The 25,250-nt window shown below is 50.7% G+C and carries 24 protein-coding genes; 5 read left to right on the forward strand and 19 right to left on the reverse strand.

The features are described from left to right. Position 1: 1 nt before the first annotated feature. Positions 2-1,963: a 23S rRNA 5-hydroxycytidine C2501 synthase gene (gene rlhA / locus OGY72_RS06200; protein WP_284969012.1), complete on the reverse strand. Its 1,962-nt coding sequence runs from the start codon at positions 1,961-1,963 to the stop codon at positions 2-4. Positions 1,964-2,042: 79 nt separating this feature from the next. Beyond that, positions 2,043-2,579, reverse strand: a complete 537-nt coding sequence (locus tag OGY72_RS06205; protein WP_286547427.1) for a helix-turn-helix domain-containing protein — start codon at positions 2,577-2,579, stop codon at positions 2,043-2,045. 104 nt (positions 2,580-2,683) lie between these two features. On the opposite strand from OGY72_RS06205, the gene OGY72_RS06210 reads away from it, so the two are divergent. Further along, positions 2,684-3,850 carry a benzoate/H(+) symporter BenE family transporter gene (locus OGY72_RS06210; RefSeq protein ID WP_286547428.1) on the forward strand — a complete coding sequence of 389 codons (1,167 nt, stop codon included), beginning with the start codon at positions 2,684-2,686 and terminating at the stop codon, positions 3,848-3,850. Here OGY72_RS06210 and OGY72_RS06215 read toward each other — a convergent pair. Next, on the reverse strand, positions 3,833-4,702 hold the full coding sequence (locus tag OGY72_RS06215) for an AraC family transcriptional regulator (RefSeq protein ID WP_003833154.1): 870 nt from the start codon (positions 4,700-4,702) through the stop codon (positions 3,833-3,835). The genes OGY72_RS06210 and OGY72_RS06215 overlap by 18 nt on opposite strands. Positions 4,703-4,886: 184 nt before the next feature. Between OGY72_RS06215 and OGY72_RS06220 the strand changes: the two genes are divergently transcribed. Beyond that, positions 4,887-5,795, forward strand: a complete 909-nt coding sequence (locus tag OGY72_RS06220; RefSeq protein WP_003833155.1) for a DMT family transporter — start codon at positions 4,887-4,889, stop codon at positions 5,793-5,795. Between the two features lie 37 nt (positions 5,796-5,832). On the opposite strand, the gene OGY72_RS06225 is transcribed toward OGY72_RS06220, so the two are convergent. The 3 genes from OGY72_RS06225 to tehA form a co-directional block, all read right to left on the reverse strand. Next, on the reverse strand, positions 5,833-6,507 hold the full coding sequence (locus OGY72_RS06225; RefSeq protein ID WP_003833157.1) for a DUF3313 domain-containing protein: 675 nt from the start codon (positions 6,505-6,507) through the stop codon (positions 5,833-5,835). 155 nt (positions 6,508-6,662) lie between these two features. After that, positions 6,663-7,259: a tellurite resistance methyltransferase TehB gene (gene tehB / locus OGY72_RS06230; RefSeq protein WP_003833160.1), complete on the reverse strand. Its 597-nt coding sequence runs from the start codon at positions 7,257-7,259 to the stop codon at positions 6,663-6,665. Then, positions 7,259-8,260, reverse strand: a complete 1,002-nt coding sequence (gene tehA, locus OGY72_RS06235) for a dicarboxylate transporter/tellurite-resistance protein TehA (RefSeq protein WP_003833162.1) — start codon at positions 8,258-8,260, stop codon at positions 7,259-7,261. The genes tehB and tehA overlap by 1 nt, the downstream gene beginning before the upstream one ends. 113 nt (positions 8,261-8,373) lie before the next feature. On the opposite strand from tehA, the gene ydcK reads away from it, so the two are divergent. Next, positions 8,374-9,354, forward strand: coding sequence for a YdcK family protein (ydcK, locus tag OGY72_RS06240; protein WP_149384220.1), 981 nt, complete (start codon positions 8,374-8,376; stop codon positions 9,352-9,354). Here ydcK and rimL read toward each other — a convergent pair. Continuing rightward, positions 9,346-9,891 carry a 50S ribosomal protein L7/L12-serine acetyltransferase gene (gene rimL, locus OGY72_RS06245; RefSeq protein WP_148361937.1) on the reverse strand — a complete coding sequence of 182 codons (546 nt, stop codon included), beginning with the start codon at positions 9,889-9,891 and terminating at the stop codon, positions 9,346-9,348. The two genes, ydcK and rimL, sit on opposite strands and share 9 nt — an antisense overlap. 218 nt (positions 9,892-10,109) lie before the next feature. On the opposite strand from rimL, the gene alr reads away from it, so the two are divergent. Further along, entirely contained in the window at positions 10,110-11,336 is a 1,227-nt protein-coding gene (gene alr / locus OGY72_RS06250) for an alanine racemase (RefSeq protein WP_149384218.1), read from the forward strand. Positions 11,337-11,402: 66 nt separating this feature from the next. Here alr and OGY72_RS06255 read toward each other — a convergent pair whose 3' ends face one another. The 4 genes from OGY72_RS06255 to OGY72_RS06270 all read right to left on the reverse strand — a co-directional run bounded on the left by OGY72_RS06255 (position 11,403) and on the right by OGY72_RS06270 (position 16,010). Next, positions 11,403-11,627 (reverse strand): HP1242/YdcH family protein, encoded by a 225-nt coding sequence (locus OGY72_RS06255; protein WP_149384217.1) that lies wholly within the window; start codon positions 11,625-11,627, stop codon positions 11,403-11,405. Positions 11,628-11,794: 167 nt separating this feature from the next. Continuing rightward, positions 11,795-13,450: a glucan biosynthesis protein D gene (locus tag OGY72_RS06260; RefSeq protein WP_103015377.1), complete on the reverse strand. Its 1,656-nt coding sequence runs from the start codon at positions 13,448-13,450 to the stop codon at positions 11,795-11,797. A gap of 193 nt (positions 13,451-13,643) precedes the next feature. Further along, complete coding sequence (gene hglS / locus OGY72_RS06265) at positions 13,644-14,987, reverse strand: 2-oxoadipate dioxygenase/decarboxylase HglS (RefSeq protein WP_126317988.1); 1,344 nt, start codon at positions 14,985-14,987, stop codon at positions 13,644-13,646. Positions 14,988-15,107: 120 nt separating this feature from the next. Next, a complete protein-coding gene (locus OGY72_RS06270; RefSeq protein ID WP_286547430.1) occupies positions 15,108-16,010 on the reverse strand; it encodes a manganese-dependent inorganic pyrophosphatase in 903 nt (300 codons plus the stop codon). 231 nt (positions 16,011-16,241) lie between these two features. Here OGY72_RS06270 and OGY72_RS06275 point away from each other — a divergent pair, with 231 nt between their 5' ends. Then, a complete protein-coding gene (locus OGY72_RS06275; protein ID WP_149384215.1) occupies positions 16,242-17,165 on the forward strand; it encodes a LysR substrate-binding domain-containing protein in 924 nt (307 codons plus the stop codon). A 40-nt stretch (positions 17,166-17,205) separates the two neighbouring features. Here the strand turns inward: OGY72_RS06275 and OGY72_RS06280 are convergent, their stop codons facing one another. The 8 genes from OGY72_RS06280 to cybB form a co-directional block, all read right to left on the reverse strand. Continuing rightward, positions 17,206-18,894, reverse strand: coding sequence for a methyl-accepting chemotaxis protein (locus OGY72_RS06280; protein ID WP_149384214.1), 1,689 nt, complete (start codon positions 18,892-18,894; stop codon positions 17,206-17,208). Positions 18,895-19,063: 169 nt separating this feature from the next. Next, positions 19,064-20,182, reverse strand: a complete 1,119-nt coding sequence (locus tag OGY72_RS06285) for an S-(hydroxymethyl)glutathione dehydrogenase/class III alcohol dehydrogenase (protein ID WP_149384213.1) — start codon at positions 20,180-20,182, stop codon at positions 19,064-19,066. 32 nt (positions 20,183-20,214) lie between these two features. Further along, positions 20,215-20,490, reverse strand: coding sequence for a metal/formaldehyde-sensitive transcriptional repressor (locus OGY72_RS06290; RefSeq protein ID WP_003833178.1), 276 nt, complete (start codon positions 20,488-20,490; stop codon positions 20,215-20,217). Positions 20,491-20,584: 94 nt separating this feature from the next. After that, the gene (locus tag OGY72_RS06295) at positions 20,585-21,373 is read right to left on the reverse strand and encodes a hypothetical protein (protein WP_286547431.1); all 789 of its coding nucleotides are present in this window, start codon (positions 21,371-21,373) and stop codon (positions 20,585-20,587) included. A gap of 186 nt (positions 21,374-21,559) precedes the next feature. After that, the gene (gene ompA, locus OGY72_RS06300) at positions 21,560-22,606 is read right to left on the reverse strand and encodes a porin OmpA (RefSeq protein ID WP_286547432.1); all 1,047 of its coding nucleotides are present in this window, start codon (positions 22,604-22,606) and stop codon (positions 21,560-21,562) included. 150 nt (positions 22,607-22,756) lie between these two features. Next, positions 22,757-24,025: a Y-family DNA polymerase gene (locus OGY72_RS06305; protein WP_286547433.1), complete on the reverse strand. Its 1,269-nt coding sequence runs from the start codon at positions 24,023-24,025 to the stop codon at positions 22,757-22,759. A 2-nt stretch (positions 24,026-24,027) separates the two neighbouring features. Continuing rightward, positions 24,028-24,447: a translesion error-prone DNA polymerase V autoproteolytic subunit gene (locus OGY72_RS06310; protein ID WP_063940791.1), complete on the reverse strand. Its 420-nt coding sequence runs from the start codon at positions 24,445-24,447 to the stop codon at positions 24,028-24,030. Positions 24,448-24,691: 244 nt separating this feature from the next. Beyond that, complete coding sequence (gene cybB / locus OGY72_RS06315; protein ID WP_003833183.1) at positions 24,692-25,222, reverse strand: cytochrome b561; 531 nt, start codon at positions 25,220-25,222, stop codon at positions 24,692-24,694. Positions 25,223-25,250 lie beyond the last annotated feature (28 nt).

The following is a 25,250-nucleotide window of genomic DNA, read 5'->3' on the forward strand; positions in this document are numbered from 1 at the left end:
ATTAACCTTTACGCTTCGGCAGTGTCTTCATCAGTTCTTCGGGGCTGACGGAAGCCACGACGCTGCCCGGCAACGGCATCTTCAGAATGTGATGTTTCATCTTGCCGATCACGTGCATTTCGCACGGTCGGCAATCAAATTTCAGTGTCAGGACTTCATCGCCGTTAACCAGTTGCATCGGCGTGGCTTTCCAGCTTTTAATATTCCCTTTCGCCTGTTTCGGACACAGGTTAAAGGCGAAACGCAGGCAATGTTTGGTGATCATCACCGGCACTTCGCCCTTTTCTTCATGAGCTTCATAGGCTGCATCAATCAACTGAACGCCATAACGGTGATAAAACTCACGCGCTTTTTGGTTGTAGACGTTAGCCAGGAAACTCAAGTGCGTTTGTGGATAAACCGGCGCTGGCTGAGATACCGGTTTGCGGCTACCGCGCTGATAGCTTTGCAGGCGTGCTGCATCCAGCATATCAACGGCTTCACGCCGGAACTGATTTAGTTGACCGTTTGGCACAAACAGCGCGCCTGGCAGATTCACCTGAATATTGCGGGCGTAGTACATCGTCTGACCCAGTTTTGCCAGTCCATCCTGTAGGTTACTCAACGCTTTTTCCGCATTGTTCGCTTCCTCAAACTGGCCGTCCAACGTATGGGTGATACTCACGCCCTCTTCACTGGTGAGCGTCAGAATCAACTGCTCCTGCCAGCCGCCGAGCTCAATATCGATCGCAACACGGCGTTCGCTGGAAGTTTTTGTTAACGCTTGCTGCCAGTTATGATCGAGGTTGCGATTCAGCGGATGATGCGGACGCACTTTGTGCAGGTCGGCGGGCATTTCATTCGGCCATACCCGATAACGATTGTTCCCCGTTTTTTCCACGGTGTTGGCGCGGAATCCAACAACCTCGCGTTTGATTAACACGTTCAGGCCATCCCCGTTTGCCAGCGGTTCAGTCACCTCAACATCGAGATGATCTTTCGCCACCTTCAGGACTTCGCCGACCGGCAAACCGATAAACTTTGGCGAGTCGAATGCGCCGATATCCCCTTTACGGGCATTCACAAAATAATCGGTGCTGCCGCGATGGAAGGTTTTCTCTGTAGATGGGATAAAGAAATGTTCGGTACGTCCCGCTGATGAACGGGCCAGATCGCCGCGTTCTTCAATGATGGCGTCGAGCATCTGGCGATAATGCGCGGTAATATTCTTCACATAACTCATGTCCTTATAGCGCCCTTCAATTTTGAAGGAACGCACACCTGCGTCAATCAACGCACCCAGGTTGGCGGTCTGATCGTTATCTTTCATCGACAGCAGATGTTTTTCATAGGACACCACGCGCCCCTGATCGTCTTTCAGGGTATACGGCAGACGGCAAGCCTGGGAACAGTCGCCGCGGTTAGCGCTGCGTCCGGTTTGTGCATGTGAAATATAACACTGTCCTGAATAGGCAACGCACAGCGCACCGTGAATGAAAAACTCAATGGTCGCATCGGTAGCCTGATGGATAGCGTTAATCTGCTCAAGGCTCAGTTCGCGCGCCAGCACAATCTGGGTGAATCCCACATCAGATAGAAATTTCGCCTTCTCAACGCTGCGAATATCGCACTGGGTGCTGGCGTGCAGTTCAATCGGGGGAATATCCAGTTCAAGAATCCCCATATCCTGCACGATCAGGGCATCAACGCCGGTCTGATACAGATCGGTAATTAACCGTTGTGCGGGCTCCAGCTCATCATCATGCAAGATCGTGTTTAGCGTCACAAAGATTTTTGCCCCGTAACGATGGGCAAAAGGCACTAATTCGGCAATATCTTTCAGGCTATTACTGGCGTTATGACGCGCGCCAAAACCTGGTCCACCAATGTAAACGGCGTCTGCGCCGTGCAAAATGGCTTCGCGCGCAATGGCGGTATCCCGAGCCGGGCTTAACAATTCAAGGTGATGAGGCTGCTGGCGCATACAGTTGTTACCATCCACAAGCGGTAAAAATGGCGGTTATTGTAGTCACAAGCGCGGCGTTTCGGAATAGTTTTCCCGATTAACCGCGTGGGTAATGGATCAGCGAGTGAAAATGAACCGTTTGCTCGCTACTGTTACGGTAGCTATGTGCCGTATCTCCGGCGAAACGGACACCCTCACCGGATTTAAAGGTGCGCCACTGCCCCTCAATACACATATCCAGCAGACCACTAATCACCACCACGTGCTCAATTACGCCGGTTTCATGCGGAGTAGATTCACTGAGCGCGCCGGGTGCCAGCAGTATCGAAAAATGCTCGAAGCACAGTTGCGGATCCCACGGGAACAACGGCGTGACGACCATCGCCTGCTGCTGGGGATCGAATGTTAGCGTGCCGTCTGACTCTGGTGGTGAAATAAACGTTGAAAACGGGACGTTCAGCCCAGTGGCAATTTTCCACAATGTTGCCACCGTTGGACTGGATTCGTTGCGCTCAATCTGCCCCAGCATCGCTTTTGAGACGCCAGTTTCCTCCGCCAGACGCGAAAGGCTCCATTCACGCTGGTGACGTAGCGTCTTGAGCGTTGTGGCCAGATAGTGGGTTAAGTTGTCCATTTTACTCCTTCGTCGCTCTCCTTTCTCGGGCTACAGCTTAGCACTTGTACGCTATAACGCACAGTGCTACAGTAACTGACCGTTATAACGCACGCGGAGTTGCTATGCGCACATTTTCCATCCCCCTGCCTACAGTTTTGTCGGGTTTTGTGGCGGTCCTGGTCGGCTACGCCAGTTCAGCGGCCATTATCTGGCAAGCGGCGCTCGCCGCAGGTGCGACGACCGGACAAATCGCAGGCTGGATGACCGCACTTGGGCTAGCAATGGGGGGCAGTACGCTGGCGCTGACATTGTGGTATCGCGCCCCTGTACTCACCGCATGGTCAACGCCTGGTGCCGCGCTGCTGGTGACGGGCCTGCAAGGGGTATCGATTCAGGATGCTATCGGTGTTTTTATCGTAGCTAATGCGTTGATTGTGCTGTGCGGTATAACCGGGCTGTTTGCCCGTCTGATGAAAATTATTCCCCACTCGCTGGCATCAGCCATGCTGGCCGGGATCTTGCTGCGTTTTGGTTTGCAGGCGTTCAATAGCCTGAACAGTGAGCTTATCTTGTGCGGCAGCATGCTGCTGGCGTGGTTAGTACTAAAAGTGATTGCCCCACGGTATGCCGTAATCGCCGCAATGTTCGTAGGCATAGCTATCGCCCTGGTTAAAGGTGACATTGTCACCGATGGTGTTAATCTGTCACCGGTGTTGCCAGCGTTTATTGCCCCACACTTTTCATTAGCCCACAGTATCAGCATTGCGCTACCTCTGTTTCTGGTTACTATGGCTTCGCAAAATGCCCCAGGTATTGCGACCATGAAAGCATCTGGATATTCGTTACCCGTTTCACCCCTGATTGTTTTTACGGGTCTGCTGGCACTGCTATTTTCGCCGTTTGGCGTCTATTCCATCTGCATCGCCGCCATAACCGCCGCAATTTGCCAAAGCCCCGAAGCCCATCCAGATGCAAATCGACGCTGGCTTGCCGCAGCGGCAGCGGGTGTCTTTTACATTCTGGCTGGAGTGTTTGGCGGTTCGGTCACAGGACTGATGGCAGCCCTCCCCGTAAGCTGGATCCAGATGCTTGCTGGTCTGGCATTACTCGGCACGATTAGCGGTAGTTTATTCCAAGCCTTACATAATGAAGCAGAACGCGATGCGGCCATCGTGACTTTTCTGGTTACGGCCAGTGGTCTGACGGTATTTGGTGTTGGGTCTGCATTCTGGGGGCTGGTCGTCGGCGGTATCTGCTACTCAGTGTTGACATTATTTCGCCGCGCGTAGCTGCGTTGGCGTTTTACCCGTCACTTGTTTAAACCGGTTACTGAAATGGCTCGCCGAACTGAACCCACAGGCCATTGCAATATCCGACAGGCTGCGTGATGAATAACAGACCAGTTGCTGCGCCAGCGCCATACGGCGTTGCATGACGTACTGATGAGGCGCCATATTCATCGACTGGCGAAACATTCTGGCAAAATGGAATTCACTTAGCGCTGCCTCGCTTGCCAGATCGCTCAACGTTATGGGATACGCCAGATGTGCTTCAATATAGGCCAGCACGTTGCGCAATGTGGCAGGCGCAAGCCCTCCGGTGACAACGGGAAGTCGCCATTGCACATTGCTGTAATGCTGGATCAGATGCGTTAACAGTAGTGAAGATGCCGCGCTAAGCGTGAGGTGATTGGCCGGTTGCTGCCAGTCGTTACCAAGCAAAAACTGACGGTAAACCGCCGTGATCCCCGGGTCACTGCCAAACGTATGCTCGTCCAGCGTGAAACTATAGGGGCTTTTGTCCCAAACTTTTTCACCCACTTCTCGCAAATGCGCGTCCGTACAATAGAGATGAACAAAGGAAAGATCGTCACGAATATCCCAACTGGACTCACTCTCTTTCGGCATCAGGCAAAAACGGTCTGGTCCCCCGCCATTCTTCCATCCTCCCGCCGTCTTGTGGTAACTCTCGTAACCATCTGCGATGTATAAACTGAGCGTATGGTGATCGCAATATTGGGTGATGGTATCGCGCTTGTTCGACCAGGCCGCCAGTTGGATCCCTGAATGTAACGCAACCGATTCATGCAGCACGGCATTATGTTTGCGCAAGTTTTCAAAGGCACCGTAGGGCTGAGACATACCATCACATTCAAAATAAGTTAGCAGGCTTTCAGTCTATATCAGCTACATATCGTTAACAGCTGCCTTTTCACTATTACGCTAAAAAAAGCGCAAGATTTTGCAAGTACACCGCAAGCCGATGAAAGTCTCCTGCATTCCGTCGTGACACAGTGTAAGTCTGACGACAAAAAGAGAGAGTTGTATGAACGCACTGTTGTACTGCCTGGTGGTGGTTATTTGGGGAACGACATGGATTGCGATTTATTTGCAGCAAGGTCCGGTTTCTGCGCCGGTTTCTATCTTTTGGCGCTTCGCAGTTGCCAGCTCGGTGATGATAGTGATCCTGTTGCTAAGCGGTAAATTACGCAAACTGTCTGGCCGCGATCATCTGTTTTGTCTGTTACAGGGCGGATGCGTTTTTTGCTTTAACTTCTGGTGTTTTTATACGGCTGCGGCGTGGATTAATACCGGCCTGGAGTCGGTGATTTTCTCGATGGCCGTCCTGTTCAATGCAGTTAATAGCTTCATCTTTTTTGGGCAAAAACCACCGCTGCGCTTCTATATTGCAGCGGGTCTGGGACTGACGGGCATCGTGACTCTGTTTTGGCAGGATTTGCTCAACAGCGGGTTTAATCATTCACTGTTACTGGGCATCGGTTTGAGCGCTCTGGGAACCTTCGGCTTCTCACTGGGCAATATGATCAGTCTGCGTCACCAGAAAAAAGGGTTAGAAGTGTTAACGACCAACAGCTGGGCCATGCTGTACGGCACATTGCTGATCGCGGCCATTGCGCTGGTGCGCGGCGACAACTTCACGCCACAGTGGACATTCAGCTATCTTAGCGCGCTGTTATATCTGGCTATTTTCGGCTCAGTGATTGCCTTTGGCGCTTATTTCACGCTGGTAGGTCGCATTGGTCCCAGTAAGGCGGCATACAGCACGCTGCTGTTCCCGCTGGTGGCGCTGACGTTGTCAACATTGTATGAAGGATACATCTGGCAAGTTAATGCGATTGCCGGATTGGTGTTGATCTTACTGGGAAATCTGGTGATGTTTGCCCGACCGGAAGCATTGATGGGTAAAATACTCTATCGTCGTCGTGTGGCATAAAAAAACGCACCATCCTGAGATGGTGCGTTCATCATTTTTATTGTGGTTTTTTGTTCACATCAAACATGGAGGCATCGGTCGCCATGTCATCAACAACTTTCTTCAACGTTTCGAACGCCATCGGCGTGCTTTCGTTGTTCAGGTCTTTACCTTCACCCTTACGTACAACTTTAATCACCGGTTTATTGGTCGCTGCATCAATCAACTCACCCTCGAAATAGAGGTTGGTATCCATGGTACGGTGACCCGTCGCCATTTGCGTTCCTGCAACGAGCAGTGCAACCGGGACCACTTCATAGAACTGCAGTCCTTCTTTGCTGGTCGCTACACCGGTAATCGCCCCGCGGAAAATCAGACTACGTGGCCCTGGAGTTGTAACCAGAGGTTTACGCTGACCGATCGCCGTTTTCAACTTCGTATTGGTATAGGTCAGTAATTGATCAAGAACCTGCTGCCCTACCTGCGTAGTAGGTTTAGGAACCGGATAATACGTTACCGGGTTATAAACAATGTTGTCATATTTGGATTCGTTGTAGCTCGGGTCAACCCAACGGAGTACCGTTTGTCCCGATGCTGATTTTGTTTCCTTCAGATCAGAGTAATTTTTTAAAAACCCAGAATATTTATCCGGCTCGGTCACTTTTGACGCACAGCCGGATAATGCCAACAAGCCAGTAAGCACTGCAACTTTAAATAAAGTTTGAGTACGCATGAAACGATCCCTTTAGTTTTCGCAATGATGCCTAAAAAGGATAGCAAAACAGTTTCATTTTGGATGTACTAAAAATGGTAAGCACCGCACAATTTTATCTCTGCGCTCAGCACAAAAAATGCTGAACGCAGAAAGAGTTAACCCAAACGGGAGGTTCAGGAAGTTTTGCGTGCCAGCATGGTGGCAAAGCGCAGTTTAATTCGATTACCGTTTTCATCTGTACGATGAAGTTCACCTACGTCTTCGTTATATTTCAGCAGATCCCACCCACTGTAATAGTTGCGTAATTCTCCGGTTTTAAACGCGAACGGAAAACCTACTGTGCACGGAAAATCATCAGTATCCATCGCTGCGACGATTAAGTTATATCCACCCGGTTTAGTACAACGTTGCATATTCTCAATAAGGCCAGGGATCGTTTTAGCTTCAAGGAACATCAGTACAACGGTAGAAAGAATAAAATCGTATTCACCCTCAAAACGTAACGCATTAAGGTCAGCGACCTTCGCGTTGAGGTTGGTCAGCCCCTCAGCCGCTTTGATGCGCTCAAGGTTAGCGATGCTCATTGGGTTTTTATCCCATGCGGTAACGTCATAGCCGTTTGCCGCCAGGTACAGGCTGTTTCGGCCGTTACCGCAGCCCAGATCTAACGTTTTACCTGGTGCAACCACTTTTGCCGCTTCAACGACATCGGAATGCGTACGGGTTAAATCATATTTTTCAGTAAAGTAGTTTTCGTCGCAAAGGGTCATTATTTATCCTCAGATTTCAGTAATGCAGCACGCTCCGTGCGGATGAGCAGTTTCCCCTGCATCAGCAATGCAAACGTACGTATCAGTAATAATGCAATGATAAAATTGGTAAAAATAAACAGTGGGATAGACAGAGTATGAAAAAATCCTGATTCACTGCCGTGTCCAAGATGCAATCCCGTTGTCGCCAACGCAGACACGCCAAACGAGAAGCTCCAGAAAGACGCATTAAATGGCTGTGACAAATACCACGGCATAAGGCGTAGCATGAACAGAAGTTGCAGCAGACCATAACCAAATAGCATTTTAGCTAACGTATCCCCCTCGCCGCCGTTGACGCTAAGCCAGGCGCTACAGGCGACCAGCGCGGGTGCCAACTGTATACCAAGTGAAGTACGTAAAACCGTCGGTAGTTCACCGCAGCTACGTAAACGCTGCAGAATCACCGGCTCCAGGCTAAGCCAGGAAAATACCCCGGCGCCCAAAAACACCAACCCGGCGTCGTTGAAGCCAAGCGCACCACAGGCCATGGCGCTGATAAAATTATTGGCAACGGTTGGCAGATACAGGCCCGGTGTGGTGGCCTCTTCCGGGTGCTCACCACGCCATAATCCTGCCGTTTGCCAGGCGGCGTACGCCAGCTGTATCACCACGCCAATGCTGAACAATCCTAGCGCCAGCGGTCGATACCAAGGTACAAAACCAATCGCGACCAGCATCGTTGTTGCTGGAAACAGACTGACAAAACTGCTCATCACCGGATGACGAATTTCCGCCAGTACGCTGTGCGGAAAACGTAGTAAGCGATTCACAAATGCCAGCGTCAGCAATCCCCAAATGACCATTGCGAGGATCACTAAGCCATCACCAATCCAGTGGCTCACCGGCCACACCTGGCTGGCGTAACGCCACGCAAATCCCATCCCGATGGTACCCAGTACCATGCCAAAATAACCGGCCGGAAGATTGAGGACCCGTTCACTCTGTTTGTTCTTACTCATTTTGTTTATTTTTTAAAGTATATTTGAAATGCATTTTATGGAATATCTGCCGGTTTAGCCAGTGCAGAAAACTTTGCTACGTTTAACTAAGGTGCGCAACATGGAAATGAGCTATGACCAAATACCGTCTAAGCGATGAATCTCGCTCCTTTAGTTACCTGGATAATGGCAATAAAAAAAGTGTATTACTACGCCAAATCATCGCACTCATTGATTTTAATGATGTTAGATCCGGTACGCTCGGTGGCTGGATTGATGATGAAAGCGTTCTGTCGCAAAGCGGTAATTGCTGGATATACGATGAGAATGCGCTCGCGTTTTCCGGCGCGACGATAACCGGAGACGCCCGTATTACACAGGCAAGCGTGGTCAGAGATGGCGCGCAGATTGGTGATGCCGTCTGGATTGACCGAGCAGAAATCAGCCATAACGCGCAAGTGCGTGACAACGTCACCATTCAGGATTCTGTTGTTCGCGGTGAGTGCCTCATCTGCGGTGATGCACGCATTGTGTGTGACTCTGAAATCATTGCGGCCAGAGGGTTAACCCGTGAAAGCGACCAGCTCCTGCAAATTTACGAGCGGGCGGCAGTCAGCAATTCACGCGTGGTCCATCAGGCGCAAATCTATGGCGATGCGATGATCAATTATGCTTTTATAGAACATCGGGCTGAAGTTTTTGATTTTGCACGGATAGAGGGCAACGAAGAGAATAATGTCTGGATCTGCGATTGCGCCAAAGTCTATGGGCATGCACGCGTCATCGCCGGAACGGATGAAGACGCCATTCCTACCCTGCGCTACAGCTCGCAGGTGGCGGAACACGCGGTGGTTGAAGGTAACTGCGTGCTGAAACACCACGTGCTGGTTGGGGGGCATGCGCAATTACGTGGCGGACCGCTACAGCTTGACGGTCACATCCTTATTGAAGGCTATGCCTGTATTCTGGGTGAAGTGCTGATCGAGCATCATATTGAGATAACCGATCAGGCCCAAGTTGAAGCCTTTGATGGCGATGCGATCCATCTGCGCGGGCCAAAAGTGATCAACGGCGAACAACGTATCACGCGCACCCCTATTGCCGGTTTATTCTGAAGAACCATCAATGATGCGGGCGTAGAGATTCACGTCATGGTAATCGCCATTAAGGAATTCCGCCTGTTGCATACATCCTTCCAGTCGGAAGCCATTGCGCAGTGCAACCTGGTTGCTCCTGACGTTATCTACACGACATTTAATCACGAAACGGCGAATCTCCTGGCGCTGCGCATAATGACGAATCATTGCCTGTAGCGCCTGAGACAGAATGCCTTTGCCCTGGTGCTCTTCGTCCAGCCAGTAACCAATATAAGCGGCTTTGTTCAGCGGCTCTATCTGGTTAAACGAGATAACGCCAGCCACCTCCCCTTGTTCGAAAATAAGGAACATTTTGGCGTAGCCGCGCTGGTGCAACATCATATTCCCCTGCACGTTTTTGCGCGTGTCGTCCTCAGATTCGACAAACTGCGGCCAGTTCAGTGACTGTTGGAGCCAGGTTTTATTTTTAAGCACCAACTGATGCAGAGGGGTGACGTGTTGTTCTTCTACCGCCCGCAGTTCCAGCGCGTCACTAACGATAATTATTTCTGACATGTTTATCTCCTTTGCGATCGTAAACGGGGCATTTCTGACTGGCAGTAGCCGATATTACTCTGTTTAGCACCGAGGATGTCTTATTTTTATGCTGTAACAGCAATCACTTAGAAAGAATCTCTGGCGTGGAACCCGTTACTCTGGTGATCCGGGTATCCCCTCATGGATAGACCGTAATGATGACAATAACACTTTCATTCTATTGCTAAGGAGCAAGCATGGCAGCACCTTTGGGTCGTTTAGCACTTATTCCGCTTTTACTGATTACCGCCTGTCACCAACCTGTTTCCACCACGCAAGCAGGCCCCGTTCCCTTTGCGGTCAATAAGCAACAGGTTGTGGATAATACCACGCTGGAAATTTCCCGCAGCGCGCTGGAATATAACATCCATAAAGTTCAGCAACTGCTGGGAGATAAAACCCGGATGTGCGCCATTCTTAAAGGCGACGCGTACGGCCACGATCTCTCACTGGTAACGCCGGTGATGATGCAAAACGGCGTGCAATGTATTGGCATCGCCAGTAACGAGGAAATCAGTACCGTTCGCCAGTCAGGCTATACATCGCAGCTCATGCGCGTGCGTAACGCGACGGAAAAAGAGATGCGCCAGGCGGCGGATTTCGATACCGAAGAGCTTATCGGTAATCTGGATATGGCTAAGCGTCTAAGTGCAATCGCTCAGGAGAAAGGTAAAACTATTCGTATCCATCTGGCGCTGAACTCTGGCGGTATGTCGCGTAACGGTCTGGAAGTCAGTACCGCCGCAGGTCTGGAAGAAGCACGCGCTATTTCCGCATTACCCGGCCTGAAAATTGTCGGCATCATGTCGCATTTCCCGGAAGAAGATGCGGCAGTGGTAAAACGCGATCTGGCCCGTTTCAATACGCAATCAGCCCAGGTATTGAAAATTTCCGGGCTTAAGCGCGAAGATGTCACCCTGCATGTCGCGAATACGTTCGCTACCCTGACCGTTCCAGAATCCTGGCTCGACATGGTGCGTGTTGGCGGTATTTTCTATGGCGATACCATCGCCAGCACCGAATACAAACGCGTCATGACGTTTAAATCTGCCATCGCGTCGGTAAACCATTACCCCAAAGGAAACACCGTCGGGTATGACAGAACCTATACCCTTAAACGTGATTCCGTTCTGGCCAATATCCCGACAGGTTATGCCGATGGTTATCGCCGTGTGTTCAGTAATGCGGGGCACGTGCTGATCCGCGGCCAGCGGGTTCCGGTACTGGGTAAAACATCCATGAATACCGTGATCGTCGATGTAACCGATTTGCCGCAGGTTGCATCCGGTGATGAAGTGGTGCTGTTCGGTAAACAGGGAAATGCGCAGGTTAGTGCAGAAGAAGTCGAAGAAATTAGCGGCGCGTTGTTCACTGAAATGTCGATCCTCTGGGGGGCGACGAACAAACGCGTGATGGTCGATTAACACCTAAAACAGGAAGGGCTTCCGTTTCTCGCAGGAAGCCCTTTTACACAGCAAGCGCCGTTCTACTTAGCTCTCACTGACACTCTCTTTTCGCAATATTTTGAGCAGATCTTCCTTCAGGTGGAGTTTCTGTTTCTTAAGACGAACAATGTCCAAACTATACCCCCGACCATCCGAACCTTCCAGTCTGGAGATCTCATGATCAAGGCTGTTGTGTTTTTCGAATAAGGACAGAAAGCGAGGGTTCTCGGATTTCAGTCGGGAAATAAGGTCTCTGTATTCTGGAAACATACTTTCTCCCTGTTAGTGGACAAGAACGTGTATAAGAAATACACACCCACAGAGTATCCATTTGCTATACAGAAAAATGCGAACAGGATCGAGTAAATAGTGTACAGAGTCGTTACGAGGATGAATGCAGATACGGCTCCCCATCAGGAGAGCCGTAAAGGGCGTGATTAACGCATCTCGCGGTCGTCAACGTACTGACGTTTATCCGGCGCTGGCGGGAAGTACTGATACAGCCAGGTTTCGCTGATGGCGTCACCCTGACAACGCAGGAACATACGCATATCTACCGGATCGGTTGAGTCAGAAGTCGGATACCAGTCAAACTGAATGCGATAACCGTCGATAGGCTCCACGTAGAGGATCTCAATCTGTTTCGCTTCACCGCTGGAGAGCGTAATCACCGGTTCAATGCCTTTCGGCGCAGCCGCTTTTAGATCGCCACCAACGAAGTCAACGGCAAAACGACGCGCCCATTTTTCCGGGTAATGCTCGCCCGGTGCCCATCCTTCCGGGAAGCCGCCCATGCCTGTCCGGGTCGCCATCACGCGAGCCAGCGGTGAACGCACCGGCGGTTGAGCGCTCCAGTACAGGCGATATTTGAATTCCAGCTCATCGCCGGCTTTGATCTTCTTGTCCGGCTGCCAGAAGCAGACAACGTTATCCAGCGTTTCGCCGGTCGTCGGGATCTCCATCAAACCGATGGTCCCCTTGCCCCACTGGTTGCGCGGTTCGACCCACAGACTTGGGCGCTTGTTATACCAGCCCATGATGTCCTGATAATGGGAGAAGTCGCGATCGAGTTGCAGCAAGCCAAACCCTTTCGGGTTGTTATCGGTATAGGCGTTGAACTGCAGCTTTTGCGGGTTATTCAGCGGACGGCAGATCCACTCGCCATTGCCCCGCCACATCGCCAGACGATCTGAGTCATGGATTTGCGGGTGAATAGTGTCGCACATCCGACGCTCATTGTTGCCGCAGCTGAACATGCTGGTCATCGGCGCAATGCCGAGCTGCTTGATGTCTTTGCGCGCATAGATGTGGTTTTGTACATCCATAATCACCTGCGTTTTCTCGCAGTGGATCACGAACTTGAATGCGCCGGTTACGCTTGGGCTGTCGAGAAGCGCATACACGGTAAAAGAGGTTGCGCCCGGTTTAACCGTTTCGAACCAGAAAGAGGTGAAATCAGGAAACTCTTCTTTACTGTCGGTGTAGGTATCTACCGCCAGACCACGGGCCGATAAACCGTACTGATAGGTGTCATCCACGGCGCGGAAATAGCTGGCGCCCAGGAAAGAAACGACATCGCGGCGGGCCAGTTCTGGCGCTTTAAACACGCGGAATCCAGCGAATCCGAGGTCAGTCTGCCCTTCCAATTGTTTGGTATCCACACCCGCGTCGTTGTATTTAAACAGTTCCGGACGGAAGTGAATTTCACGCGCCATATGCGTACTACCATCAACCGAGAACATGCGTACACGACGACGGAAGCCCATTCCCACGTGGAAGAACTGCGCATCAAGCTGACGATTTTCAACATTGTTCCACAGAGACTGCTCTGCGTCATATTGAATGCTGTTGTAGGCCTGCGGCGTCAGTTTCGCCAGCGTTTCCGGTAACGCGCGCGGTGCGCCGCCCCAGGGCTTCTGTGCTAAGTCATGGGCCATCGATTGCAGAACGGAAAAATCAAAACGTACGGTTTTTCCGTCTGCAATGTCAGACTCTGCCGCAAAGGCGGCGCGGGAAAAGAGTGATGCAATACCACTGGTTCCGCACACGGCGGCCATTGCCATTGAACCTTTAATAAATCGTCTGCGATTCATGCCTGAAAGTGAGTCCTTCTGGTCGTGTAAATGGTCCCGCGCCGGTCAAAATCAGCGGCAAGAGAGTGCACATTTCTGACCGCTCACTCTAGACAAAATTCATTAATAATCCAATTGTTGGTCGCCGATTATCTGTACAAAATCGAAAATATTTTATGTCGATGGGAACAGGCCGAATCCCATGTAAATTCCATTAAAGTAAACCACACCGACGTTTACTTCGCTCTTGAGCCTCCTGATATAGCGCAAACTCATCATAAACCGCGCAACCCAGCGCCTGTTCAAACGCGTCGCGGCTGGAATTTCCGTGGCTGCGAGCTTGTGTTTCGTTACCCAAATTGGACTGGAAAATTCCTGCGGCGCTCACCGGTAAAAAATCTTCGTAGGTGATGGGTTGCGCAACCAGCCAGCCCCGTTCAATAAGCGGCTGCGGATCGTCATCCGGGCGAATCGCCTGCCGATGCGCTTCACCCGATGGCGTCAGACGATAGCGGAACCAGGCTAGCCCCTGCTGGCGCAGCAGGAATTCGCTGTCCGGGAAGGCTTTGAACACCTCCTGAAGATGTAGCTGGTGCGTCAGATTGTCTTTCCCCGTTCCCGCTTTATTCAGCAATTCGTCGTACAACGCTCTGCCTTTCGGCGTCAGGGCCACGCCGCGCTGTTCGATTTCACCAAAACGCGCCGTGTGAGTGCCGCGCATTTCACCGGCAAACAACACCGGTTCTTCCAGCGCTTTGAAACTGGTCTGACGCAATAAAATGGGCACCTCGCGGCGCGGCGGCCCTTCAATCAGTATTTTGGGCTCAATGCCGCATTCCGGCATCATCGACTGCACCCGGTCAATATCCAGCGTTCGCGGTGTCAGATGGTTGATATGACAACCGGGGAAGCACACTACATCAGCAATCAGCCGATGTTCGTTATGTAATGCGTGATAGGTCTCTTCATCGACCGTGGCGTGCTGATGCCAGCGGAATGTTTCCAGCGCTTCATGCACAAACTCTTGCGCCTGTTCAGTTGTAAAACTGCCCTGCGCATCAAATTCATCCAGCAGCTCGTGGCAACGGCGGGTGAAAATATCGCGTTTCGCGAGGATCTCAGCGGCTTTTTGCCGCAGCGCGGCGTTTTCGATTAGTTCGAGCCGTAATAACGAGGTGAATACCCGAAACGGATTGCGCGATAGCGAGGCATCGTCGATGGGACGGAAGGCTGTGGAATGTACTGGGACGACCGCCTGGGAGAGATCGTAATAACTCACCGGATACATGCCCATAACGGCAAACATCCGGCGCAGCGTAGAAAGCTCCTGCGCGGTACCCACTCGAATGGCGCCATGACGCTCAACGTTTAGCCGGGCCAGTTCATCCGCATTCGCCAGTTTTTCATGCAGCGTCGGATTATTTTCCAGTACCGCCAGATTCACATCAGCGACAAGTTCCAGCAACGTGCCGTACTGCGGGACTTCCTGCTGGTACATTGCTGACATTGCCTGCGAAAATTGTTCCCGAATCTCATCTGCCGTGATGGTGTTCGCCATAATGTCATGCCTCCAGTGAATATTACCTGGAGTGTAGAAAACGCCGCTGACTCCGGTGGGAAGAATTTACAAAGTGTGACCCCGCGTAAACTTCCCACCCATACAAAAGATGAACAGTACCTACTGGCGTGGTTTCAAATGACTTTCCAGCCAGGGCAGCATCTGTTTTTTACGGCTAAGCATACCTTCTACCTTGCAAGGCTGCGGGATGTCTGAAAGTTCTGATCCAGCAAACCACAGGCTGGTGTCACCCAGATTGATGTCAGTGAGCATCAGCACGACTAACGCAGCATTCTTTTCTTCTGCATAGCTCGCCATTTCTTGACGGAGATCGTCCAGCACCGCATCCACCTGTTGCAGCGCATACAGTTCAAGCTGCGCTACACAGACTGAATGTCCATGGATGGTGAAGGTTTTAATGTCTTTCTGCAGAAGTTCGCGGGCGCTCATCCCTTCCACGCTTGTTTTGGCTGACAGCAGGTCGCGGCTGAAAGCGTCAAGATCCACTCCGGTTTTTTGGGCCAGCGCATCAACCGCCTGACGATCGTCAGAGGTGGTCGTTGGTGAACGTAGCGTGACAGTGTCACTCAATACAGCACCGAGCAGTATAACAGCCTCAGAGGAAGATAACTGGTTGCGTTCATCCTCCGTCATCAGTTGCCACAGCAGGGTTGCGCTACTGCCGACGGGCTTCACCCACACTTCCGGTGGCAGACGGGTGACTAACCCACCGAGTCGGTGATGATCGATAATTCCCACCACGTTACTTTCGGTCAACGATTCCGGCCCCTGGGTAGGCTCCGTGAAATCGACCAGCCAGACATCACGATCGGTCAGTTCAAACGCCAACCGTTCAGGCATCGTCAGCCCCGCATGCTCAAAGATAAACTGCGTTTCGCGGTTAGGCTCGCCCAAACGCCATGCCGTCGCCTGCTGGCCACATAAACTAAGCCAACGCGCCGTCATTGCGGCGGTGCAGATGGCATCACTATCGGGATTAAGGTGCCCTATTACATGTATCATTCATCAGTGCCTTGTGAAGAGAAATCGTTCAAAAGTAAACAATCACCAAAGTATAACGACTGGGCACACTCCCTTCCATGATCCCACTCCCCAGCAATGCTGTACAAAACATAAGCAAAATAAATCAGTTGTAAGTAAAACATGATAAATGTTAATAATATTTTGCTATCAGGTTATCAAAAACAAACAACTTTACTTGTCACCGATACGGCTCTGTTTTTAACATCGCTTATGGAAAAAAATGTTCTGTTCAATCAGCGCATTCGCTTGCGCCACCTTCATACTTTTGTCGCCGTTGCACAGCAGGGAACGTTGGGGCGCGCGGCTGAGACCCTTAACCTGAGCCAACCGGCTCTCTCCAAAACGCTAAATGAACTGGAGCAACTGACCGGGACCCGGCTCTTTGAGCGTGGCCGCCTTGGCGCGCAGTTAACGCTGCCCGGAGAACAGTTTCTTACCCACGCGGTAAGAGTGCTGGATGCGCTCAACACCGCCGGACAAGCGTTAAATCAGCGCGAAGAGTCGCAGACTGATGTAGTACGGATCGGGGCCTTACCCACCGCGGCACTGGGCATTCTGCCTGCGGTAATTGGTCCTTTCCACAAGCAGCAAATGGAGACCACGCTACAGGTCGCCACCATGAGCAATCCGATGATTCTGGCAGGTTTAAAATCCGGGGAAATCGACCTTGGCATTGGTCGCATGGCCGATCCAGAATTGATGGTCGGTCTGAATTATGAATTGTTGTTTCTGGAATCACTTAAACTGGTCGTGCGCCCTAACCATCCGCTGTTGCAGGAAACCATCACGTTAAGTCGGGTAATGGAGTGGTCGGTGGTGGTTTCGCCAAAAGGAACTGCACCTCGCCAGCACGCAGAAGCATTGTTGCAAAGTCAGGGTTGTAAAATGCCGCCAGGCTGCATTGAAACACTGTCAGCATCGCTTTCCCGCCAGCTGACGGTTGATTACGACTATGTGTGGTTTGTCCCTTCAGGCGCGGTTAGAGAAGATTTACGCCAGGCGACGCTGGTGTCGTTGCCGATACCTACCCACGGTGCGGGTGAACCCATCGGTATTCTTACCCGTGTCGATGTGCAACTCTCTCAGGCCGCGCAGATCCTTATCGCCGCAATACGCAAAACCGTACCGTTTTGATGCCAAATATTAAGGGACCATCAGGTCCCTTAATTTATTGTTAAAACGTTTCCCAGTTATCGCCACTGGCCGTTGCCGTCTGCGGACGCGATTGGTCAGGCGTAGTGGTTACGGGAGGGCGTTTAATTGCACTCGTTCCCGTTAAGCGAAATGTACCTACGGCTTCCGTTAAGCGCGCCGCCTGCTCTTCGAGAGATGCCGCCGCAGCCGATGCTTCTTCAACCAGCGAGGCATTTTGCTGCGTAACCTTATCCATTTCTGATATCGCCTGGCTCACCTGTACGATGCCCCGGCTCTGCTCATCAGAAGCCGCCGCAATTTCTAACATAATGTCGGTGACGCGTTTTACCGCATCGACAATATCCGTCATCGTATTGCCCGCCGCGACGACTTCTCCGGAGCCCTGATCAATCAGTCGGACCGATTCGCTGATCAATCCTTCAATCTCTTTTGCCGCCTGAGCGCTGCGGCTTGCCAGCGTACGGACCTCACTGGCCACCACTGCAAATCCACGCCCCTGCTCTCCTGCCCGCGCCGCCTCAACCGCCGCGTTCAGCGCCAGGATATTGGTCTGGAAAGCAATGCTATTAATCACGGCTGTGATTTCGGAGATTTTCTTCGAGCTCGTTGAGATATTGCCCATGGTTTTCACCACGCCAGAAACCATCTGACCGCCCCGACTGGCCTTGCCGGACGCATCTTCCGCCAGCTTGCTTGCGTGATGCGCGTTGTCGGCGTTTTGCTTCACCGTGGCGGTCAGCTCTTCCATGCTGGCTGCCGTTTGTTCAATCGCCGCAGCCTGTTGTTCAGTACGTGAAGACAGATCGGTATTACCCGCCGAAATCTCACTGGTACCGCGGTAGATTTCTTCCGCGCCCTGACGTACCGTGCCCACCGTTTTCCCCAACGATCGTTGCATTGCCTGTAGGTGACGGCTCAGGCGACCAATTTCGCTACGCCCGGTCGGTTCATCTTGCATCGTCAGATCGCCCTCGGAAATTTGCTCAATACGCTTGGCCGCGCGTAACAGAGGATGAATGACCGTGCGGCGCAGAACAATGAACGTCATTACGGTCAGCGCCAGCGCAAGAACGAATGCACCCAGCATAAAAGCCATGCCGAGTTGTGTACGCTGATGCGCCTGTTCGCTTAACTGGTTCGCCCTTGCGGTACGAATGTCGATCGCTTTTAACAATACCTTATTGTAAGCAGAGTCCAGCGGTCGGGCCTGTTCATTTTCATGGTTGATGATCGCTTCAAACATGCCGTTTTTAGCGTACTTCAGCATGGGCTGTAAGCCGTCGGTATAGGCTTTGAAGCTGGCGCTCAGTTCAGCATCTAGCGCTTCATCAGCAGACGTTTTTACCGCGCGTGACATATAAGCGTTAAAACCGTCCTGCGACTGCTTGATCCGTTTTTCTGCCTCGGCAATATTGGCCTTCATGTCATCCATTTCGGCAATACGGCTCGCCGCGCCGGCGTGGATCATATTGATACGCGCGGTGCGTAAGTGGTTAGAGCTGTTAGATAACCCCATCCTGACCTGAATCTCATCGGTCACATCGCGCTGATCGCGATCGGCCTGCATAAGAAAATAGCTTGCCAGCCCGGAACTTAAGGCGAACAGCAGAAGGATGCCACCGAGAATGGAGGAAAACAGCGGAACCAGCCGGATTTGATGCAGAAAGCCCAGTTTATGCTGGGCTTGCATCGATGTAGTGTTGTCCATGACCGTCGACTCTCTTGTAGGGTTTATGCGTGAAAACACGCCCGTTAGATAGTCATCGGCAATCCGGGAAGTTTACTTACCGTGAAAAGCGCCGGATTCGTCACACTTTCACAACATAATTCTAAAAAATTCAGGAAAGTGCCAGCGGTTAAATCCGCTGGCCAATGAATCAGTTATCGCCAAAGTGGATAACGGTACGGATGGACTTACCCTGATGCATTAAATCGAACGCTTCGTTAATCTGCTCTAGCGGTAAACGGTGGGTGATAAACGGATCCAACTGAATTTTCCCGCTCATTGCTTCTTCAACCATGCCAGGAAGCTGAGTGCGCCCTTTCACGCCGCCAAACGCGGAACCGCGCCAGACACGCCCGGTAACCAACTGGAACGGACGCGTTTTGATCTCTTGCCCTGCTCCCGCCACGCCAATGATGATGCTTTCGCCCCATCCTTTATGGCAACATTCCAGCGCTGCGCGCATCACGTTAACGTTGCCGATACATTCAAAGCTAAAATCCACGCCGCCGTCGGTAAGCTCGACGATCACATCCTGAATCGGTTTGTCGTAATCCTTCGGGTTGATGAAATCGGTCGCGCCCATTTCACCTGCCAGCTTAAATTTTTCCGGATTGGTATCAACGGCCAGAATACGCCCGGCTTTCGCTTGCACCGCGCCCTGAATTACCGCCAGGCCAATACCGCCCAGACCGAATACGGCTACGGTGTCGCCTTCTTTCACTTTTGCGGTGTTATGGACTGCTCCAATACCGGTGGTCACGCCACAACCCAGCAGACACACTTTGTCCAGCGGAGCCAGCGGGTTAACCTTCGCCAGAGAGATCTCCGCGCAAACGGTGTATTCGCTGAAGGTGCTGGTGCCCATATAGTGATAAATCGGCTCACCGTTATACGAGAAGCGCGTTGTGCCATCCGGCATCAGACCTTTGCCCTGGGTCGCACGTACGGCCTGGCACAAGTTGGTTTTACCCGATTTACAGAACTTACACTCGCCGCACTCTGCGGTGTACAGCGGGATCACATGATCGCCCGGTTTCAGACTGGTAACGCCTTCGCCTACTTCAACCACAATGCCACCACCTTCATGGCCAAGTACCGCCGGGAATACGCCTTCCGGATCGTCGCCAGAGAGCGTAAAGGCGTCGGTGTGGCACACGCCGGTATGGGTAATTTTAACCAGCACTTCACCTTTCTTTGGCGGTGCGACGTCGATTTCGACAATTTTTAACGGTTGGCCGGGGCCGAATGCAACTGCTGCACGTGATTTCATTTGTCTCTTCCCATTATTGCGAGGTGATGGTGTTATTTTAGATAAGCACGCAGAAGATGGCCGATTTCAGCCATGCGCACAGCACGCTGATCTGGCGTAGTTTCCCCGCTGACCAGCTCGTCTTTCAGATGGATCTCAACCATTTCGCCCATCAGGCCATTGGATGCACCGCGCACGGCGGCAATTTGCTGCAGGATAGCCAGACACGGTTCGCCGGACTCCAGTGCGCGCTCAAGCGCATCAACCTGACCGCGAATACGGCGTACACGGGTGAGAATGCGTTTCTTGTCTTCAGGTGAATGCGGCATACGCCCTCCAGATACTATAGGGGGGTATACTATCAGATTTGTTATTTGGCTGTAAAATATATGATTACTGATTATGTTAACGCATTGATTTTTATTATATTAGTTTGAACAACACCCTGATTGGTTTTAACTGTGTCAGATGCACCCAAAGATTATGTAGATTAATAAGACCTGCCTGAGCCAGTATTGCCAGGGTGATCATTAATGTGGACGCGGTAATCACAAGCATCAAACGACTAATATTTTTCTGGATCCTGATCTGCTGCTTTTCCCGTTTATCTTCAGATTCCCATGAAACAATTGTTGAAATAGCCTTGCCTTGTATATAATATTTTTCATCACTAAATCTGACATCCTCTGTAATTACAAGTGACTGGAGCAGCAGAAAGACCTTCCTCCTGAAATCTTCATTCTTGATATGTTTATACCAAAGCGTCCCGTACAATAGATCAACAACCTCATCACATGTTACTCCAGTGTGAGTTTTCTCTGGCGATTGATGTACATATTCGTTCACCAGCATCTGTAGCAACATTATACGATCAAGTCCACTCAACGCCTTGTTACTGGCGAATGAAGAAAAGAGATTGCTTTTTGCTCTCGTCAGAGCATTTTTTACATAAGCAACACGTGTAAAATAATTTATTGCAAAAAGAAAAATCGAATCAAACCTTAACGGACCTTGCTTTCTCCAATGAATAATCTCAACATTCATTTTTTCAATATCATTGAGTGGAAGGTTTATTTTCTCCATATAGGCGTGCTGCTCAGCATGCCATTTTTCAAGCACAACATTTTTGCCTCTTAGACTCACAAGCTGATATTTTTCTTGTTTTACATCCGAAAAATAAACACCATAGTAATTATATACTTGATCATCCACATGATTTTTCAGAGTAAACCGTGGCAGAAAATAACGCCATAATCTACCTTTAGCTCTCGAAACTAAGGATTCTATGAACATAATTGCGCTCTAACATCTTTAATTTGTCACAGTTAATGATAGTTCACTGTGCGAATAAAAAAGCCCTCCCCATTCGATAATGAAGAGGGCTTTTTGTACACCGATTTAGTGCTTATCAGTGATCTCAACAACGACATGGCGATCTGGAGCAAGGCAATTAATCAGCTGCTGTCCGGTCTGCCCATCACAACTGGATCCTGTGACAGAATCACTCGAACCATGTCCTTGTGCAGTAATATTTGCAGCCGGCATGCCTAACGCGACTAATTCATCGGCAACAGCCTGAGCGCGCTGGGCTGACAGTTGCTGGTTATAATCTGCGGCTCCGGTGCGATCGCTATAGCCAATAACAACGGTCGCTTTGTCTTTGGCCGGTTGCAGACCGGGATTTCGGTATAACTGCGCAATCGCCGCTTTCCCTTCTGGGGTTAATGCTGCTGAATCATAACCAAACATCACATCAGATTTTAAGTTAAAACGCTGAGGTTCAGGCGCAGGAGTTGCGGCAACTGCCGGTGCAGGCGTAACCTCCGCGTCGTCATGCTGGCCAAAGCGATATGACAACCCAGCGGTAACGGAACTAACATCACTTGATACGCCAATCTGGTTTTCATTACCCACATTGCTCACCCATTGATATTCCACGCGTCCAGCCCAGTTCTTGTTAAAGGCATATTCCGTACCAACAGCCACAACCGGACGCACACCAGTATCAAAGCGGTTATTGCCTTTAATATCTGACTCCGCGCGATATCCCATTGCCCCTGCACGACCGTAGAGATCCCAATCAGCAGTCAAACCATAACTTGCTTTCAGCGACAATTGCAGACCCTGGCTTTTCATTTGAGAACCAGAAGAACCATTTTTACCGTTGAATTGCATATTGCCTAAATAATCATAGCCGCCTTCAACTGCCAGCCATGGAGTAATCTGATAGCCTGTAAATACACCACCACCGACGTTATCGCTATCAAAACCAACATCACCATATTTATTACCATTAGCCCCCGTTTGCTGGCTTGCGCTGGTATCAAAGTAATGCGACCAACCAAATTTCCCACCTGCATACCAGGTTCCCGCATCCGCTGCGGCAAATGCCGTAGTCGCGGTCAGCGCATTTGCAATAATGAGTGTAATAAGCGTCTTTTTCATAAATTTCCTATTATAGACTTGCCGTTTGTCAGTTAGTTATCTGTTAGTCGGCGCTACAATAAGATTTTTAATGAAGGCTGATAATCGTTTTTTTATTTATTTCTGGACAGTTTTAGAATCGCTCTGGACGCTTATTTACGATAACAATGGCTATCCCACCCGCAGTAAATCGCTATATCTCGTTGTATAACGCGGTGAAAGCATATCTCGCTTCATTGCCCACGGTTGTTGTATACCTTGTCCGGCAAAATAGAGTGTTCCTTTACCCTTTTCAGCATTGAGTGTATCCAGAACGGCCATCAGCTTATCGCTGTTATGCCGTGGGGCGTTGTCATCAAACAGATTCAACTGCGCAACGCCAGAACTAAAAAAATCGCCCAGCATGACCCCTGCTTTTTGATAACGCAGCCCCTCCCGCCATATTGCGTCCAGGCTACGTGTGGCCGCCTTTATAATTTCCCGACTATCCTGGGTTGGTGTCAGCAGTTTTATCGATGCGCTGTTACCGTAATACGGTTCATTCAGGGAAAATGGGCTGGTTTTGATAAACGTAGAGATAAACCGGCAGAACTGGTGCTCTCTGCGTAGCTTTTCCGCAGCACGTGCAGCATAGGTACAAATAGCCTCTCTCATCGCATTGTAATCCGTAAGTTTTTCACCAAACGATCTTGAACAAATGATCTCCTGCTTAACTGGCGCAAACTCTTCCAACGCCAGGCACGGTTCACCGCGCAATTCCCGCACAGTGCGCTCAAGCACGACGTTGAAATGTTTGCGGATAAAGCAAATATCGGTATCCGCCAGGTCGCAGACCGTTTTAATACCCATAGCGTCCAGTTTTTTACTGATACGGCGCCCGACACCCCAGACTTCATCAACCGGAAGCGCAGCCATCAGCTTACGCTGGCGCTCAATATTCGAGAGATCAACCACCCCGCCAGTCTGTTCCTGCCACTTTTTGGCCGCATGGTTCGCCAGCTTGGCCAGGGTTTTGGTCTGGGCGATACCGACCCCAACCTTAAGATGTGTTTTCTGTAAAATGGTTTCTCTGATTTCCCGACCAAAATCCGTAAGATCCCTGCAGTTTCGCACGCCGGTTAAATCACAAAAGGCTTCATCGATACTGTATATTTCCACGCGTGGAGACAGCTCCTCCAGAATCGACATCACCCTGCTGCTCATATCCGCATACAGCTCGTAGTTCGAACTAAAGCAGAACACGCCGCTGCGCCTGAACAGATCTTTCTGTTTGAAGTATGGCGCGCCCATATTGACGCCAAGCGCCTTCGCTTCCGCGCTGCTGGCAATGACACAGCCATCGTTATTTGAAAGAACAACAACGGGTTTACCTTTCAGGTCCGGTCGGAATGCCGATTCACAACTGGCATAAAACGAATTAACATCCACCAGCGCAAACATAATCAGCCCGCGGCTTTGATGATAAATGTCACCACGCCAAATATATCCAGCGTGTCCTCGCTGCCGATCATGATCGGCGCGTAGGCGCTGTTCTCTGGCTTCAGCATCACCACCGGATGCAATTGCAGGCGCTTAACGGTGAATTCGCCTTCAATAGCAGCAATCACAATGTCTCCGTGGGCCGCTTTTCTGGCACTGTCGACTACCAGCAAGTCGCCAGCACCGATCCCTGCCCCCATCATGGAGTCGCCAGACGATTTAACAAAATAGGTTGCGCTGGGATGCTGCACCAACAGGTCGTTAAGATCGATACGTTTCTCAACGTAATCCTGCGCCGGAGAAGGAAAACCGCAGGGCACGAGATCGCTAAATAGCGGGAAGTGTTTAATTTCGGGGTGTTCAACTGGCTGGAAAAACAACATAATAATCTGCCTCTCATATAACTGTATTTATATACAGTAGTTTTAATGAGGACAGTGATCAAGTGACAGACGTGGCGAACTGAGCGTTGTTTAATCATCTTGCCGGTAAGCGTTTATGCTGTCTGGAAAAATAATTTACGATTTTATTCCATGTTAGCGGTCGCCTTATGGCAAACGCGCGGCATGGTGGATTGTCGCCATTGCCGCGGCCTAAAAAAATGCCCCGCATTTGCGGGGCGTTACCTCAGGAGCGTTTACGCGGCATCATGCGCAGCAGCGTATTATCCTTCCAGAAATAGTGATGCATCAGAGCCGCAACGGCATGCAGGGCAATAACAAAATAGCCCAGGTTTGCCAGCGTCACGTGCCAGGACTTCAGCATATCCACTAAATCAAAGTTGGCCTCTGCTGCATGCGGCATAACGATGCCGAATGCAATCCACGGGTTACCCCGGTTGTACATCATCACCAGCCCAATAATCGGCAGGACAATAAACAACAGATAGATAACCAGATGCCCCAGATGCGCCATGCCGGTCATCATTGGCTTCGGTTTCGGCACAATCGGCGGAGCCGGGTATTTCAGCCTGACCAGCAAACGCGCCACCATCAGCGTTAAAATAGTGATACCGCAGGAGACGTGCACCATGTTGAACAAGGGGCGATAGCTGCGCGGGAAAAATCCGCGAAACTCCATGGCGCTGTACGCCACGATAACTAACAAAAAGACCAGCCAGTGAATACCGATTTGCAGGCCAGAATACTTATTCCCCATAACACTTCCTGAATAAAAACAATAATGC

Source organism: Citrobacter sp. Cpo221, from assembly GCF_030332345.1.
Classification (GTDB): domain Bacteria; phylum Pseudomonadota; class Gammaproteobacteria; order Enterobacterales; family Enterobacteriaceae; genus Citrobacter; species Citrobacter portucalensis.